Annotated in this window: 13 protein-coding genes; 6 read left to right on the top strand and 7 right to left on the bottom strand. The window is 72.8% G+C overall.

The window, feature by feature from the left end; all coding sequences use genetic code 11:
- The first annotated feature begins 19 nt into the window (after positions 1-19).
- From trpM to lgt, 5 genes are all read left to right on the top strand, one after another.
- Entirely contained in the window at positions 20-217 is a 198-nt protein-coding gene (trpM, locus tag ACZ4N4_RS01505) for a tryptophan biosynthesis modulator TrpM (protein WP_450762674.1), read from the top strand.
- 76 nt (positions 218-293) lie between these two features.
- Positions 294-1,577, top strand: a complete 1,284-nt coding sequence (gene trpB / locus ACZ4N4_RS01500) for a tryptophan synthase subunit beta (protein ID WP_467583206.1) — start codon at positions 294-296, stop codon at positions 1,575-1,577.
- Positions 1,574-2,392, top strand: coding sequence for a tryptophan synthase subunit alpha (gene trpA / locus ACZ4N4_RS01495; protein WP_453571254.1), 819 nt, complete (start codon positions 1,574-1,576; stop codon positions 2,390-2,392). The genes trpB and trpA overlap by 4 nt, the downstream gene beginning before the upstream one ends.
- An 87-nt stretch (positions 2,393-2,479) precedes the next feature.
- Positions 2,480-3,256, top strand: coding sequence for a DsbA family protein (locus ACZ4N4_RS01490; RefSeq protein WP_453571251.1), 777 nt, complete (start codon positions 2,480-2,482; stop codon positions 3,254-3,256).
- A gap of 91 nt (positions 3,257-3,347) precedes the next feature.
- Positions 3,348-4,334: a prolipoprotein diacylglyceryl transferase gene (gene lgt, locus ACZ4N4_RS01485; protein WP_467583202.1), complete on the top strand. Its 987-nt coding sequence runs from the start codon at positions 3,348-3,350 to the stop codon at positions 4,332-4,334.
- Positions 4,335-4,508: 174 nt separating this feature from the next.
- On the opposite strand, the gene ACZ4N4_RS01480 is transcribed toward lgt, so the two are convergent.
- Genes ACZ4N4_RS01480 through ACZ4N4_RS01450 form a run of 7 tightly spaced genes read right to left on the bottom strand, consistent with a single transcriptional unit; the run spans position 4,509 to position 12,776 of the window.
- Complete coding sequence (locus tag ACZ4N4_RS01480; RefSeq protein WP_453571245.1) at positions 4,509-5,330, bottom strand: HpcH/HpaI aldolase/citrate lyase family protein; 822 nt, start codon at positions 5,328-5,330, stop codon at positions 4,509-4,511.
- Entirely contained in the window at positions 5,327-6,529 is a 1,203-nt protein-coding gene (locus ACZ4N4_RS01475) for a CaiB/BaiF CoA transferase family protein (protein ID WP_467583199.1), read from the bottom strand. Before ACZ4N4_RS01475 ends, ACZ4N4_RS01480 begins: the two co-directional genes overlap by 4 nt.
- Positions 6,526-7,419 (bottom strand): ribokinase, encoded by an 894-nt coding sequence (gene rbsK, locus ACZ4N4_RS01470; RefSeq protein ID WP_453571239.1) that lies wholly within the window; start codon positions 7,417-7,419, stop codon positions 6,526-6,528. Before rbsK ends, ACZ4N4_RS01475 begins: the two co-directional genes overlap by 4 nt.
- The gene (locus tag ACZ4N4_RS01465) at positions 7,416-8,978 is read right to left on the bottom strand and encodes an ADP-ribosylglycohydrolase family protein (protein ID WP_467583196.1); all 1,563 of its coding nucleotides are present in this window, start codon (positions 8,976-8,978) and stop codon (positions 7,416-7,418) included. The genes rbsK and ACZ4N4_RS01465 overlap by 4 nt, the downstream gene beginning before the upstream one ends.
- Positions 8,966-10,141: an ADP-ribosylglycohydrolase family protein gene (locus ACZ4N4_RS01460; protein WP_467583193.1), complete on the bottom strand. Its 1,176-nt coding sequence runs from the start codon at positions 10,139-10,141 to the stop codon at positions 8,966-8,968. Before ACZ4N4_RS01460 ends, ACZ4N4_RS01465 begins: the two co-directional genes overlap by 13 nt.
- An 8-nt stretch (positions 10,142-10,149) precedes the next feature.
- Positions 10,150-11,268: an ADP-ribosylglycohydrolase family protein gene (locus ACZ4N4_RS01455; RefSeq protein ID WP_453571230.1), complete on the bottom strand. Its 1,119-nt coding sequence runs from the start codon at positions 11,266-11,268 to the stop codon at positions 10,150-10,152.
- Complete coding sequence (locus tag ACZ4N4_RS01450) at positions 11,265-12,776, bottom strand: ADP-ribosylglycohydrolase family protein (RefSeq protein WP_467583190.1); 1,512 nt, start codon at positions 12,774-12,776, stop codon at positions 11,265-11,267. The genes ACZ4N4_RS01455 and ACZ4N4_RS01450 overlap by 4 nt, the downstream gene beginning before the upstream one ends.
- Positions 12,777-13,072: 296 nt before the next feature.
- Here ACZ4N4_RS01450 and ACZ4N4_RS01445 point away from each other — a divergent pair, with 296 nt between their 5' ends.
- On the top strand, positions 13,073-13,804 hold the full coding sequence (locus ACZ4N4_RS01445; protein WP_453571592.1) for a VIT1/CCC1 transporter family protein: 732 nt from the start codon (positions 13,073-13,075) through the stop codon (positions 13,802-13,804).
- Positions 13,805-14,002 lie beyond the last annotated feature (198 nt).

Below are 14,002 nucleotides of genomic sequence, written 5' to 3'. Positions count from 1 at the left end.
ACCCGCTAGGCTGACCCCGATGACTCTCACCGTGACGACCGTGGACCGGTACGCCCGCCTGGCGCGCGGCTGCCGCCCGAGGGGCTGCCGAGCCCCGGCGCGGCGTGTCCACGGCCGCAGGGTGCGGTACGTCATCGGTGATGAACCCGGGCAGGTAAACGGACGTCGATGGCAGCGCCCCGTCAGGGGCGCGGGGAACTGCGCGATCAGCCACTGACGGCGGTCAGCCCACAGACAACCCCTCGCCCCACGGCGAACAGTGTCGTTCCACACACTCACCGTGAGGTTTCCGCATGCCCAGCGACTACTTCTTCCCTGACCCAGAAGGCCAGGTGCCCTCCCCCGAGGGCTACTTCGGCGCCTTCGGCGGCAAGTTCATCCCGGAGGCCCTCGTCGCCGCCGTGGACGAGGTCGCCGTCGAGTACGACAAGGCCAAGCACGACCCCGAGTTCGCCCGCGAACTCGACGACCTGCTGGTCAACTACACCGGCCGTCCCAGCTCCCTCACCGAGGTCCCCCGCTTCGCGGAACACGCGGGCGGCGCCCGGATCTTCCTCAAGCGCGAGGACCTCAACCACACCGGCTCGCACAAGATCAACAACGTGCTCGGCCAGGCCCTGCTCACCAGGCGCATGGGCAAGACCCGGGTGATCGCGGAGACCGGCGCCGGCCAGCACGGCGTGGCGACGGCCACCGCCTGCGCGCTGTTCGGCCTCGACTGCACCATCTACATGGGCGAGATCGACACCCGGCGCCAGGCCCTGAACGTGGCCCGGATGCGCATGCTCGGCGCCGAGGTCATCGCCGTGAAGTCCGGCAGCCGCACCCTGAAGGACGCCATCAACGAGGCGTTCCGTGACTGGGTGGCCAACGTCGACCACACCCACTACCTCTTCGGTACGGTCGCGGGCCCGCACCCCTTCCCGGCCATGGTCCGCGACTTCCACCGGGTCATCGGCGTCGAGGCCCGCCGCCAGCTCCTGGAGCGGGCCGGCCGGCTCCCCGACGCGGCGATCGCCTGCGTCGGCGGCGGCTCCAACGCCATCGGCCTCTTCCACGCCTTCATCCCCGACGAGGGCGTCCGCCTCATCGGCTGCGAGCCCGCGGGGCACGGCATCGAGACCGGCGAGCACGCGGCCACCCTCACCGCCGGCGAGCCCGGCATCCTGCACGGCTCCCGGTCCTACGTCCTCCAGGACGACGAGGGCCAGATCACCGAGCCGTACTCGATCTCGGCCGGTCTGGACTACCCGGGTATCGGCCCGGAGCACTCCTACCTCAAGGACTCCGGCCGCGGCGAGTACCGCGCGGTCACCGACGACGCGGCCATGCAGGCCATGCGCCTGCTGTCCCGCACCGAGGGCATCATCCCGGCCATCGAGAGCGCGCACGCCCTCGCCGGCGCCCTGGAGGTCGGCCGCGAACTGGGCAAGGACGGGCTGATCGTCGTCAACCTGTCCGGCCGCGGCGACAAGGACATGGACACCGCCGCGCGCTACTTCGGTCTGTACGACACCGACGCCGAGGTCGCCGCCGACGCCACCGCCACCGCGGAGATCGAAGGGGACGCCAAGTGAGCGGGAACATTCAGCTGCTGTCCGACACCCTCGCCGGTGCCAAGGCCGAAGGCCGCTCCGCGCTCATCGCCTACCTCCCGGCCGGGTTCCCGACCGTGGCCGGCGGCATCGAGGCGATCAGGGCCGTCCTGGACGGCGGCGCCGACGTCGTCGAGGTCGGGCTGCCGCACAGCGACCCGGTGCTCGACGGCCCGGTCATCCAGACCGCCGACGACATCGCCCTGCGCGGCGGCGTCAAGATCGCGGACGTCATGCGCACGGTCAAGGAGGCCTACGCGGCCACCGGCAAGCCGATCCTCGTCATGACGTACTGGAACCCCATCGACCGCTACGGCGTCGAGCGCTTCACCGCCGAGCTGGCCGAGGCGGGCGGCGCGGGCTGCATCCTGCCCGACCTGCCCGTCCAGGAGTCGGCCCTGTGGAGGGAGCACGCCGAGAAGCACGGCCTCGCGACGGTCTTCGTCGTGGCGCCCAGCAGCAAGGACGAGCGGCTCGCGCAGATCACGGCGGCCGGCAGCGGATTCGTCTACGCGGCCTCCCTGATGGGCGTCACGGGCACCCGGGCATCGGTCGGCGCGCAGGCTCAGGACCTGGTGGAACGCACCCGGGCCACCGGCACCGGGCTGCCCGTCTGCGTCGGCCTCGGTGTCTCCAACGCGGCCCAGGCCGCCGAGGTCGCCGGCTTCGCCGACGGCGTGATCGTCGGCTCGGCCTTCGTGAAGCGGATGCTGGACGCGCCGGACGACGCGGCCGGGGTGGTGGCCGTCCGGGAACTCGCCGGTGACCTGGCGAAGGGCGTGCGCGGACAGGCGTGACGGAACACCACGGACCATCCGGTCACTCGAACGGGTGGACCTGGGACCGGGGAGGCGCGGTGCGCCTCCCCGGTTCGTTCTGGTGGTGTGAGCGAGAAGAATCGTGACGGAAAGCGGACGGCCCGCGAGCGGATCGCAGCCGACCGCGAGAAGCAGCAGTCCGCGGAGAAGCGACGGCGCGCGCTGATCGTGGGCGCGAGCGTCGTCTGTGTCCTCGGCCTGGCCGCGGTGATCGGCGTCATCGCCGCGAACGCGGGCAAGGACAAGAACAGCAAGAGCTCGGGCCCGGTCGTGGCGCCCTCGGGCGCGCAGGGCAAGGACAGCCTCGCGATCCCGGTCGGCAAGGACGACGCCAAGGCGACGCTCACCATCTGGGAGGACTTCCGCTGCCCGGCCTGCCAGGCCTTCGAGACGGCGTACCGCCCGACGCTCCACGAGCTGACCGACTCCGGCAAGCTCAGAATCGAGTACCACCTGGTCACGCTGATCGACGGCAACCTCGGCGGCAGCGGCTCCCGGAACGCTGCCAACGCTGCGGCCTGCGCCCAGGACGCCGGCAAGTTCCGCGACTTCCACGACGTGCTGTACGAGAACCAGCCGAAGGAAACCGACGACGCCTTCTCGAGCAACGACAAGCTGATCGAGCTGGCCGGCAAGGTCCAGGGCCTGAACACGCCGACGTTCCAGAAATGCGTCAAGGACGGCAAGCACAACGCCTGGGTCGTGAAGTCCAACGAGGCCTTCCAGGCGGCCAAGTTCGGCGGCACCCCGACCGTTCTGCTCGACGGCAAGAACATCTACCAGGACCAGACCATGACCCCGGCCAAGCTGAAGCAGCTCGTGGAGGACGCCAACAAGGGGTGAGCGGGGTAAGCCTTTCTCACGCCCCTGTTATGGAGCCGTAGCCGGGCTGGTTGCCGTCGGCCCGGTCCGGCACGGTAGCGTCGACCCTGCCATGGAATATCTTGCCTACATTCCCAGCCCTTCGCGCGGAGTGATCCACCTCGGTCCCATTCCGCTGCGCGGCTACGCGTTCTGCATCATCATCGGTGTCTTCGTAGCCGTCTGGCTCGGAAACAGGCGCTGGATCGCCCGGGGCGGGCGGGCCGGCACCGTGGCCGACATCGCCGTCTGGGCCGTGCCGTTCGGCCTGGTCGGCGGGCGTCTGTACCACGTGATCACGGACTACGAGCTGTACTTCAGCGAGGGCCGTGACTGGGTCGACGCGTTCAAGGTGTGGCAGGGCGGCCTCGGTATCTGGGGCGCGATCGCGCTCGGCGCGGTGGGTGCCTGGATCGGCTGCCGGCGCCGGGGCATCCCGCTCCCGGCCTACGCCGACGCCATCGCCCCCGGCATCGCCTTCGCCCAGGCGATCGGCCGCTGGGGCAACTGGTTCAACCAGGAGCTGTACGGCCGCGAGACGCATGTGCCGTGGGCCCTGCACATCACCTCGTCCGAGGGCGGCCGGGTCCCCGGCTACTACCACCCGACCTTCCTCTACGAGTCGCTGTGGTGCATCGGCGTCGGCTTCCTGGTGATCTGGGCCGACCGCCGGTTCAAGCTCGGGCACGGGCGGGCGTTCGCGCTGTACGTCGCCGCGTACTGCGTGGGCCGCGGCTGGATCGAGTACATGCGCGTCGACGACGCCCACCACATCCTCGGCCTGCGGCTCAACGACTGGACCGCGATCATCGTGTTCCTGCTCGCGGTGCTGTACATCGTGCTCTCCGCGAAGAAGCGGCCGGGCCGGGAGGCGGTGGTCGAGCCGCGCGCCGCAGACGGGGAGACCGACGGCGAGGGCGACGCCGCCGAGGCCGCGGAAGCCGAGGAGGCTTCCGAGGTGGAGGCTTCCGAAGTCGAGGCCGAGCACGAACCCAAGGACGAGACCGGACGCGAGGCCGAGGCCAAGGACGAGGCCGGGGCGGCGACAAAGAAGAGCTGACCTGCCGCGATACGACGAAGAGGGCGCCCGGGACCGACCGGGCGCCCTCTTCGCGTACGGGCCGACGGGCCCCGGCGAGCCCGGCACCGCCGGACACCGCCGCGAGGGTGCTCGCCGTTGCGGCTGAAGAAGTTCACCGGCTAGGGATGCGAAGAAGGGACCGGGCTGCCGGTGTCAGCGGCGGTTCAGCAGGGACAGGGTTCTGCGGGCCGTCGCCACCACCGCCGCGTCGATGAAGCTGCCGTCCGGGAGGGCCTGGGCGCCCTGTTCCGTGGTGGCCGCCTTGATGATCTTTTCGGCCTGTTCCAGTTCGGCCTGCGTGGGGAGGTAGGCGCGTTCGATGATCGGGAGCTGCCGGGGGTGGATGGCCGCGCGGCCCAGGAAGCCCAGGGCGCGGCCGCGGGCGCAGGAGGCGGCGAGGCCCTTGAGGTCGCGGGTGTCGGGGTGGACCGACTGGGGTGGTGGGGCGAGGCCCGCGGCCCGGGCGGCGACCACGATCCGGGAACGGGACCAGTCGAGGCCGCTGTCGTCGTACACGCCCAGGTCGGCCTGGAGGTCCGCCTCCCCGAGCGAGATGCCCCGCAGGGCGGGATGGGCCGCGGCGATGGCGTAGGCGTGCTCGATGCCGAGGGCCGATTCGAGGAGGGCGTAGAGAGGGAGGGCGGCGGTCCGGGACACGATGTGGTGGATGTCGTCGGGGCCGGTCACCTTGGGGAGGCGCAGGCCGGCGAGGCCGGGGAGGCCGAGCAGGGCCTGCAGGTCGGGCGCGGCCCAGGGAGTGTCCAGGCCGTTGATCCGGACGTGCACCGGGACCGGCTGGGGGTGGGCCAGGAGGTCGGCGGTGGCGGCGCGGGCGCAGTCCTTGCGGTCGGGGGCGACGGCGTCCTCCAGGTCGACCACCACCACGTCCGCGCCGGAGACCAGCGCCTTGGCGACGACATGCGGGCGGTCACCGGGGACGTACAGCCAGGTCAGCGGGAAGGCGGCGGTGGTCATACGGCGCCCTCCTCGCGCAGGGCCAGCAGCTGGGCCGGGGTCAGGCCCAGCTCGGTGAGGACCTCGTCCGTGTCGGCACCGTGCGGGCGGCCGGTCCAGCGGATCGCGCCGGGGGTCGAGGAGAGCCGGAAGAGGACGTTCTGCATGCGCAGCGACCCCAGTTCGGGGTCGGGGACGGTGGTGATCGTGTCCAGCGCCAGGTACTGCGGGTCGTCCATCACGTCGCGTACGTCCTGGATGGGGGCGACCGCCGCCTCCGCCTTCTCGAACTCGGCCAGCACCTCGGCGCGGGAGCGGGTGGCGATCCAGTCGCCGACGGCCGCGTCGAGGACGTCGGAGTGCGCGGCCCGGTCGGCGCCGGTCGCGAACCACGGCTCGTCGATCAGCTCCGGGCGCCCGACCAGCCGCAGCACGCGTTCCGCGATCGACTGGGCCGAGGTGGAGACGGCGACCCAGGTCCCGTCCGCCGTGCGGTAGGTGTTGCGCGGGGCGTTGTTGGCGGAGCGGTTGCCGGTGCGCGCCTGGACGTAGCCGAGCTGGTCGTACCAGGTGGGCTGGGGGCCGAGGACGGTGAGGATCGGTTCGATGATCGCCATGTCGACGACCTGGCCCTCGCCGGTGCGGTCCCGGGCGGCGAGCGCGGTCATCACGGCGTACGCGGTCGCCAGTGCCGCGATGGAGTCGGCGAGTCCGAACGGCGGCAGTGTGGGCGGGGCGTCCGGTTCGCCGGTGATCGCCGCGAAGCCGCTCATCGCCTCGGCGAGGGTGCCGAAGCCGGGGCGGTGGGCGTAGGGGCCGAACTGGCCGAAGGCGGTGACCCGGGTCAGGATCAGCCGGGGGTTGGCGGCGGAGAGTTCCTCCCAGCCGAGGTCCCACTTCTCCAGGGTGCCGGGCCGGAAGTTCTCCACGATCACGTCGGCGGTGGCGGCGAGCCGGAGCAGCGTGGCGCGGCCACCGGGCTTGGACAGGTCGAGGGTGATGGTCCGCTTGTTGCGCCCGAGCAGCTTCCACCACAGGCCGACGCCCTCCTTGGCAGGGCCGTGCCCTCGGGAGGGGTCGGGTTTGGCGGGGTGCTCGACCTTGACGACCTCGGCGCCGAAGTCACCGAGCAGGGTGGCGGCGAGGGGGCCGGCGAAGAGGGTGGCGAGGTCGAGGACGCGCAGACCGGCGAGCGGCTGGGGCTGTGTTGTCGTACTCATGCGGTGTACTGGGCCTCGATCTCCGGACGGTACGGCATGGACGTCGACGCCCCCTCCCGTTGCACGGCGAGCGCGGCCGCGGCCGCCGCCCAGGACAGGGCCTCCCGGATGGGTTTCTCCTCGGCCAGGGCGACCGCGAGGGCGCCGACGAAGGTGTCGCCCGCGCCCGTCGAGTCGACGGCGGTCACCCGGGGCGCCGGGATGACGAGGGGCGCCGCGTCACGGGTGAGGTAGAGGCAGCCGGCGGCGCCGAGGGTGACCACGACCTGCGGCACCAGGCCGAGCAGGGCGGCCGCCGCGTCGCGCGGGTCGGCGCGGTCGGTGAGGTCGGCGGCCTCGCGCTCGTTGGGCACCAACAGGTCGATGTTCTCGAGCAGTTCGGAGGGCAGGGGGCGGGTGGGGGACGGGGTGAGGATGGTCCGGACGCCGTGCCGGCGGGCGGCCTGCGCACCGGCGACGACCGCGGGCAGCGGGATCTCCAGTTGAAGCAGGAGGGTGTCGGCGGAGGCGATGACGCCCTCGTCGCCGGGGGAGAGATGGTCGACGGTGCCGTTCGCGCCGGGGATCACGACGATCGCGTTGCCGCCCTCGTCGTCCACGACGATGTGCGCGGTGCCGGAGGGGCCCTCGATCGTGCGCAGTGAGTCGGTGTCCACGCCGGAGTGTTCGAGGGTGTCCCGCATCCGGACGCCGTAGGCGTCATGGCCGACCGCGCCGATCATCGAGACGGTGGCGCCCGCGCGGGCGGCGGCGATCGCCTGGTTGGCGCCCTTGCCGCCGGGGATCGTACGGAACTCCCGTCCGGTCACGGTCTCGCCTAGCTGCGGGGCCTTCTCGACGTACGCGACGAGGTCCATGTTCGTGCTGCCGAGGACGGCGATCTGGGTCATGGGCGGGTCGCCTCCAGGTGGGTGAGGTGGGCGAGGGTGTCGAAGCCAATGCCGTCGAAGCCGGCGACGGAGGTGGCGAGTCGGTTCTTGAGCGGGGTCGTCCAGCGGTCGGGGAGGGCGTCGGGGTCGCCGGCGAGCAGCCCGGCGACCGAGCCGGCCGTCGCGCCGTTGGAGTCGGTGTCCCAGCCGCCGCTCACCGCACGGCAGACGGAGCCGGTGAAGTCGCCGTCCGCGTGGGTGAGGGCGGCGGCGATCAGCGCGGTGTTGGGGATGGCGTGCACCCAGTGGTGGGTGGGGGAGTGGGTGCGGTGGAGCTCCGCCACGACCGCCTCGAAGTCCTCGTGGGTCTCGGCGAGCCGGATCGCCCGGTCGATCGCCTGGGCCAGGCGGGACCGGGGCGGGATCACCGTGCGGCCGGAGCGCAGGCAGGCGTGGATGTCGTGGGTTCCGGTGGCGGCGGTGGCGATGGTGGCCGCCGTGAACATCGCCGCGTAGACGCCGTTGGCGGTATGGGTGAGGGCGGCGTCGCGATGGGCCTGCTCGGCCGCGGCGGCCGGGTCGCCGGGGTTGGTCCAGCCGTGCACGTCGGCGCGGATCAGGGCGCCGATCCACTCACGGAAGGGGTTGCGGTGGCGGGCGGTGTGCGGCGGTTCGACGCCGGTGAGGAGGTTGCGGTAGGCGACGCGCTCGGCGGTGAAGGTGCGGCCGGCGGGGAGTTCGTCGAGCCAGAGGGCGGCTACGTCGGCGGTGGTGAAGGCTCTGGTGTGGCGCTGGAGCAGGAGGAGGTTGAGGAGGGGGTAGTTGAGATCGTCGTCCTCGGGCATGCCGTCGATGTTCTCGACGAGGGAGGTGGCGGCGGAGCGGCGGTTCCAGGGATGGGCGGCGAGGAGCTCGGCGGGGACGCCGCGGGCGGTGAAGTAGTGGTTCAGAGGCCAGTTGCCGGCTGCTTGGGCGAGTTCACGGATGGCGTGGAGGGGGAGTTTCTCGACGGGTTTGCCGAGAAGACAGCCAACGGCTCTGCCGAGCCAGGCGGCGTGGTAGGTGCGGGAGGTGGGAGCGGCGGGGGTGTCGCTTACCGGTGCCGGCAGGGTGCCGCCGCGCCCACCCTCCCCCACTCTCGGCTTCGCTCGAGCGGGGGGACCCCCATCGCCCCAGCGACACGACTGCCCGCAGCTATGTGAGCGGCTCGGCAGCGCCCCGTCAGGGGTGCGGGGAACCGCGCGAGCGACCACATCGCACTCGCAGTCGCACGACGGTCCGCACCGCCCTTCCCGTGGCGCAGACGGCCACTCCGGACACAGCGCCTTGATCGCTTCCAGATCCGTCGGCTCGTTCAACCGGCTCGGCAGGTCGGCGAGTTCGTCCAGCAGGTCCTCCGCCAGCTGGCGCAGGTAGCGGGACGCCCGGTCAGGCGACGCCCCCGCCCGGTCCGGCGCGTCCGCGCCCCCCGCCGCCTTCCAGCGCGCCGCGACCGCGCCGGGCTCCCGGCCGTCCTGCCGGGCCTGGCGGATCTCATGGCCCAGCAGATCCTCCGGCTGGACCCAGGTCAGGCGGAGCATCCCGGGCCCCCGAGGCGAGCGAAGGACTCCTCGTGGGCACGCCGCAGGTCCGTGTCGCGGAGGAAGACCTCCCTGGTCACGGCGGCCAGCGTGCGAGGCGGCTCCCAGAGGTCGAGGCGGCTCGCCTCGGCGACCCGCTTCGACCACTCCTCCGGTACGGCGGAACCCAGCGCCCCGGCGATCGCACCCGCCATCGTCGCGATCGAGTCGCAGTCCCGGCCGTAGTTGACGGAGCCGAGGACGGCGTGCCGGAAGTCGCCGCCCGCCACCAGCAACATGCCCAGTGCGACGGGGAGTTCCTCGATCGCGTGGAGTCGGGAGGGGCGGCGGGCGCCGAGGGAGGGGGACCGGTAGTCGGGGCCCACCGTGTCGTAGGGGGCGATCGCTTCGCGGAGGGGGGCGAGCGCGGACTCGAAGTCGGAGTGGTCTGCCACCGTTTCACAGACCCGTTCGATGGCCTCGCGGGTGCCGTCCTTCGCCGTGGACAGGCAGGCGCCGACCACGGAGTCCGGTGTCGCGCCGGGCGCCGTCGCCGCCGCCACCGCCGCCGCGAAGACGCCCGCCGCCTCCCTGCCGTACGACGACTGGTGGGCGCCGGCGATGTCCACGGCCTCGGCGTACGCGGCCCGCGGGTTCGCCGCGTTGACCAGGCCGACCGGGGCCATGTACATCGCGGCGCCGCAGTTGACGATGTTGCCGGTGCCGGCCTCGCGGGGGTCGACATGGCCGTAGTGCAGGCGGGTCGCCAGCCACTTCTCGGCGAGGAACACCCGCTGGAGGGGGATGGTCTCGGTCTCCAGCTCCGGGATCCAGCGGGGGTTGGTCATCAGGTCGGGGACCAGGTGGTCGGCGATCGCGTACGCGTCGAGATGGCCGCGGACGCGGTCGTACACCCGTACCAGCGCATGGGTCATCAAGGTGTCGTCGGTGACGTGCCCGTCGCCCTTGTGGTACGGGGCGATGGGGCGGGCGGTGCGCCAGGCGTCGCCGTTCCAGGGGCCGACGATGCCGTGCACGCGGCCGCCGTGGCGTTCCAGGATCTGGTCGGGGGAGTAGCCCTCGACCGGGCCGCCGAGGGCGTCGCCGACAGCGGCCCCGACGAGGGCTCCGGTGATCCGTTCGTCCAGCGAAGCGCCGGTGCTTTCTTGTGCTTTGGGCGTCATGCACCGAATCATCCACCTGGACGGGCCGGTTGCGTGGCTTCCAGGAGTTCGGCGAGTTCCACGAGGTCGGTGCCGGTGAGGCGGGGGAGGGCGCAGCCGGAGAGGGTGCGGCAGGCGTCCCGCCAGGGCGGCGGGATCGAGTCGCCGCCGCCGAGGGCCCCGGTGAGTGCGCCGGCCAGGGCGGGGGCCGAGTCGGCGACCCGGGAGAGACAGGCGGCGGCGGGGACGGCCTCGGCGATCCGGCCGCGTGCGGCGGTGGCGAGGGCGAGGGCGACGGGGACGGTTTCGGCGGCGGCGATGCCGTAGCTGTAGACGTGGTCGACGATTTGGTGTTCGAGGAGGGGGACGAGGGCGAACGCGGTGTCGGCCGAGGCGGTGAGGGTCAGGGCGTGGCGGGCGTTGCGGCCGATCTCGGTGGCCTCGGGGAGTTCGGCGAGCGCGGCGGCCACGCAGGTCTCCACCTCGGTGCCGACGAGGGCGAGGGCGACGGCCGCCGCCATGGCGCGGGCGCCGTGCACTCCGTCGCCGTCCTGCGTGTAGTGGGCGTCGAACTCGGCGAGGTCGGCGGCGCGTTGGGGGTCACCGGGGTGGGCGACGGCGAGTGCGCAGGCACGGACACAGGCGGCGTCGTCGAAGTAGTGCGGGTTGTCGTGGCCGGTGGCGGGCGGGCGCAGGCCGGTGGCGAGGTTGCCGAGGCCGGCGCGGACGGAGATACGGGCGCGCAGCGGGAGGACGGCCGACTCGATCTCGGGGGCGCGTTCCGCGGCGGCGGCGACCTCGGAGGCCACGGCGGTCCAGGTGAGGTCGATGGCGGCGCGGGTACGGAGCTCACGGCTGAGGTCGGCGAGGGCGGTGTCGTCGCCGGCGCGCAGGACGGCTTCCGCGGCGAAGGCCGCCCATTCGGCGTCGTCGGAGGGACCGAGGCGCAGGGGCTCGGGGGGCTGGTTGAGGGCGATGGGGACGGGGAGGGTGGTGGTCGCGTTCTGTTCGGCGAAGGTGTCGAGTTCCCGGGTGAGACGGCGGGTCCACTCCGGCATGCGGGCGGCGCGGTGCCGGGCGGCGGGCCAGCCGGCCGCGTCACCCGCGGCGAGGCCGAGCAGCAGCCCCTCGATACGGCGCGGCCTCACCGCAGCCCCTCGCTGCAGCCGCCCCAGGTCCCTTGCAGGGCCGGCGCCGAAGGCCGTGGCTCGGTGGGTGCGAAGTCCGCCGCCGAAGTCCGCCGCTCGGTCGGCAGCGCTGTTGGCGTCGAAGGCGGTGGCTCGCTCGGCAGGTAGGCCGGGGTGGAGGGGCGTTCGGTCGGCTGCGTTGTTGGGGTCGAAGGCGGTGGCTCGCTCGGCAGGTAGGCCGGGGTCGAGGGGCGTTCGGTCGGCTTCGATGTGGGGGTCGAAGGCGGTGGCTCGCTCGGCAGGTAGGCCGGCGTCGAGGGGCGTTCGGCCGGCTGCGAGGTAGGTGTCGAGGGGCGGGGCTCGGTCAGTGCAGGCGTTGGTGTCGAGGGGCGGGGTTCGGTCGGTGCGGGCGTTGGTGTCGGGCGGCGGGGTTCGGTCGCTGCGGGCGTTGGTGTCGTGGGGTGGGGCTCGGTGAGGGGCGGAGGGGGTGGCTCGGTCGGTAGGGAGGAGGCCGGGGCCGGCGTTCTCGGCGGCGTTCCCGTCAGGAGTGCCGCCACCTCCAGCACGTGTTGGCCCGCCATCGACGGCAGGCAGCTTCCCCTCGCCGGGCCGATCGCCGCGGCCCAGTCCGGCGGGATCGCCTTCTCTCCCTGCGTCGCCCCCGCCAGCGCCCCCGCCACCGCCGCCGTCGTGTCCGCGTCGCGCCCCATGTTGACGGCCGTCAGTACCGCGTCCCGGAAGTCGCCGTCCGCCGCCGCGTACGCGCCGAAGGCCAGGGCCACCGCCTCCGGGGCCAGGTCGGTCCACGGGTAGCCGCCGATGACGACCGCGGAGCGGACCGCCCGTTCGCCCCGGTGGGCCACCGAGACGGCTCGGCGCAGGGAGCGGGCCGTCCAGGAGTCGTCCGGGATCACCGCCAGCGCGGCCGCGACCACCGCCGTCGGCGGGGCTCCCGCCATCGCCGCCGCCACACCCGCCGCCACCGCCTGGCCGCCGTAGATGCCCTCGCCCTCGTGGCTCACCGAACCGTCGATCGCCACCAGCCGGGCCGCCTCCACGGGCCGGCCCGCCGCGAAGACTCCGAAGGGGGCCGCCCGCATGGCCAGGCCGTCGCTCCAGGCGTGCCGGTGCTGGGCGGAGATGGGGGCGGCGAGGCCCCGGCGGAGGTTCTCCAGGGTGCCGCGCTCGCTGAAACCGGCGCCCTTGAAGGGGCCCTCGGCGCGGTCGGCGATCCACTCGTGCCAGGCCGCCTCGACATGGGCCGGGGTGAGGGCCGAGCCGTGGCGGGCGAGGAGCAGGCCGGAGAAGATCGCGTACTCGGTGTCGTCCGTGCCGGCCGGGGTGTCGGTGACGTACCCCGTGATGCGGCCCCAGCGGGCGCGGATCTCGGAGGGCTTCATGTTCTCCGCCGGCGCCCCGAGCGCGTCGCCCACCGCCAGGCCCAGCAGCGCGCCCCGCGCCCGGTCGTGCAGAGGGGAGGCGCGCTCGTCGGGGGCGGGGGCCGGCGGGGTGCAGACGATCGATGACATGGGCGGGCCTCTCCGGGAGGGGCTTCGCGCCGGGGCGCGGAACCGTTTGCGGATGTGTCCCACCAACGGCGGTTGACCGCAGCCTGTCGGGCCTCCACATCACCCGGTCGACATCTGTGCGGAGCATCGCACAGGTGAGCGGAGAAGGGTAAAGCCGCAGGTTAGCCGAGCCTTTCCTTGCTGGCGGCGGGGAATGGCGGGGCGTACTGTCTATGTTGTCAAAAGATGGAATCAGTCCAGACTTAGCTTTGCCTCAGCTTAGGTGAGGCATGTTCGAGACCTGTTGGGGGACCCGCATGGCCGTCATCGAGACCCAGGCGACGCTGCACGAGGCGCACCGAGACAACCACACCCACCGGGACGTGACCGGAGGGTGGCTGCGGCCCGCGGTCTTCGGTGCCATGGACGGGCTCGTCTCCAACCTCGCCCTGATCACCGGTGTCGCCGGCGGGGCCGTCAGCCATCAGACCATCGTCATCACCGGGCTGGCGGGGCTGGCCGCCGGTGCCTTCTCCATGGCCGCCGGCGAGTACACCTCCGTCGCCTCGCAGCGCGAGCTCGTCGAGGCCGAGCTGGACGTGGAGCGCGGAGAGCTGCGCAGGCATCCGCAGGACGAGGAGGCCGAGCTGGCCGCACTCTACGAGGCGAGAGGGGTCGACGCGGCGCTCGCGCGGGAGGTCGCCCGGCAGCTGTCCGCCGACCCGGAGCAGGCGCTGGAGATACACGCCCGCGAGGAACTCGGCATCGACCCCGGCGACCTGCCCTCGCCGCTGGTCGCCGCCGTGTCGTCCTTCGGCTCGTTCGCGCTGGGCGCGCTGCTGCCCGTACTGCCGTACCTGCTCGGCGCCACCGCGCTCTGGCCCGCCCTGCTGCTGGCGCTCGTCGGACTGTTCGGCTGTGGTGCCGTGGTGGCCAGGGTGACCGCGCGGACCTGGTGGTTCAGCGGTCTGCGGCAGCTCGCGCTGGGTGGCGCCGCGGCCGGTGTGACGTACGCCCTGGGCAGCCTGTTCGGAACGGCCGTAGGATAGGTGGACCGCTACTTATGCGTTGGGCCGCATAAGTAGCCGTTACTCGCTGGTTTCGAATGCTTAACCACTGGGCATGAGCCGTAAGCACCGCAGGCAAGGACGCCTGACGGGCACCTGTGGGGTGTCGGCGACGCTCACCCCCGCCCCTGCGGACCGATGGACACGGATCTGTCCGGATCGGTCCCCCACCACCTTCAC

It is taken from the genome of Streptomyces sp. NPDC026538, from assembly GCF_055567535.1.
This window is presented reverse-complemented; position numbering and strand designations above follow the sequence as displayed.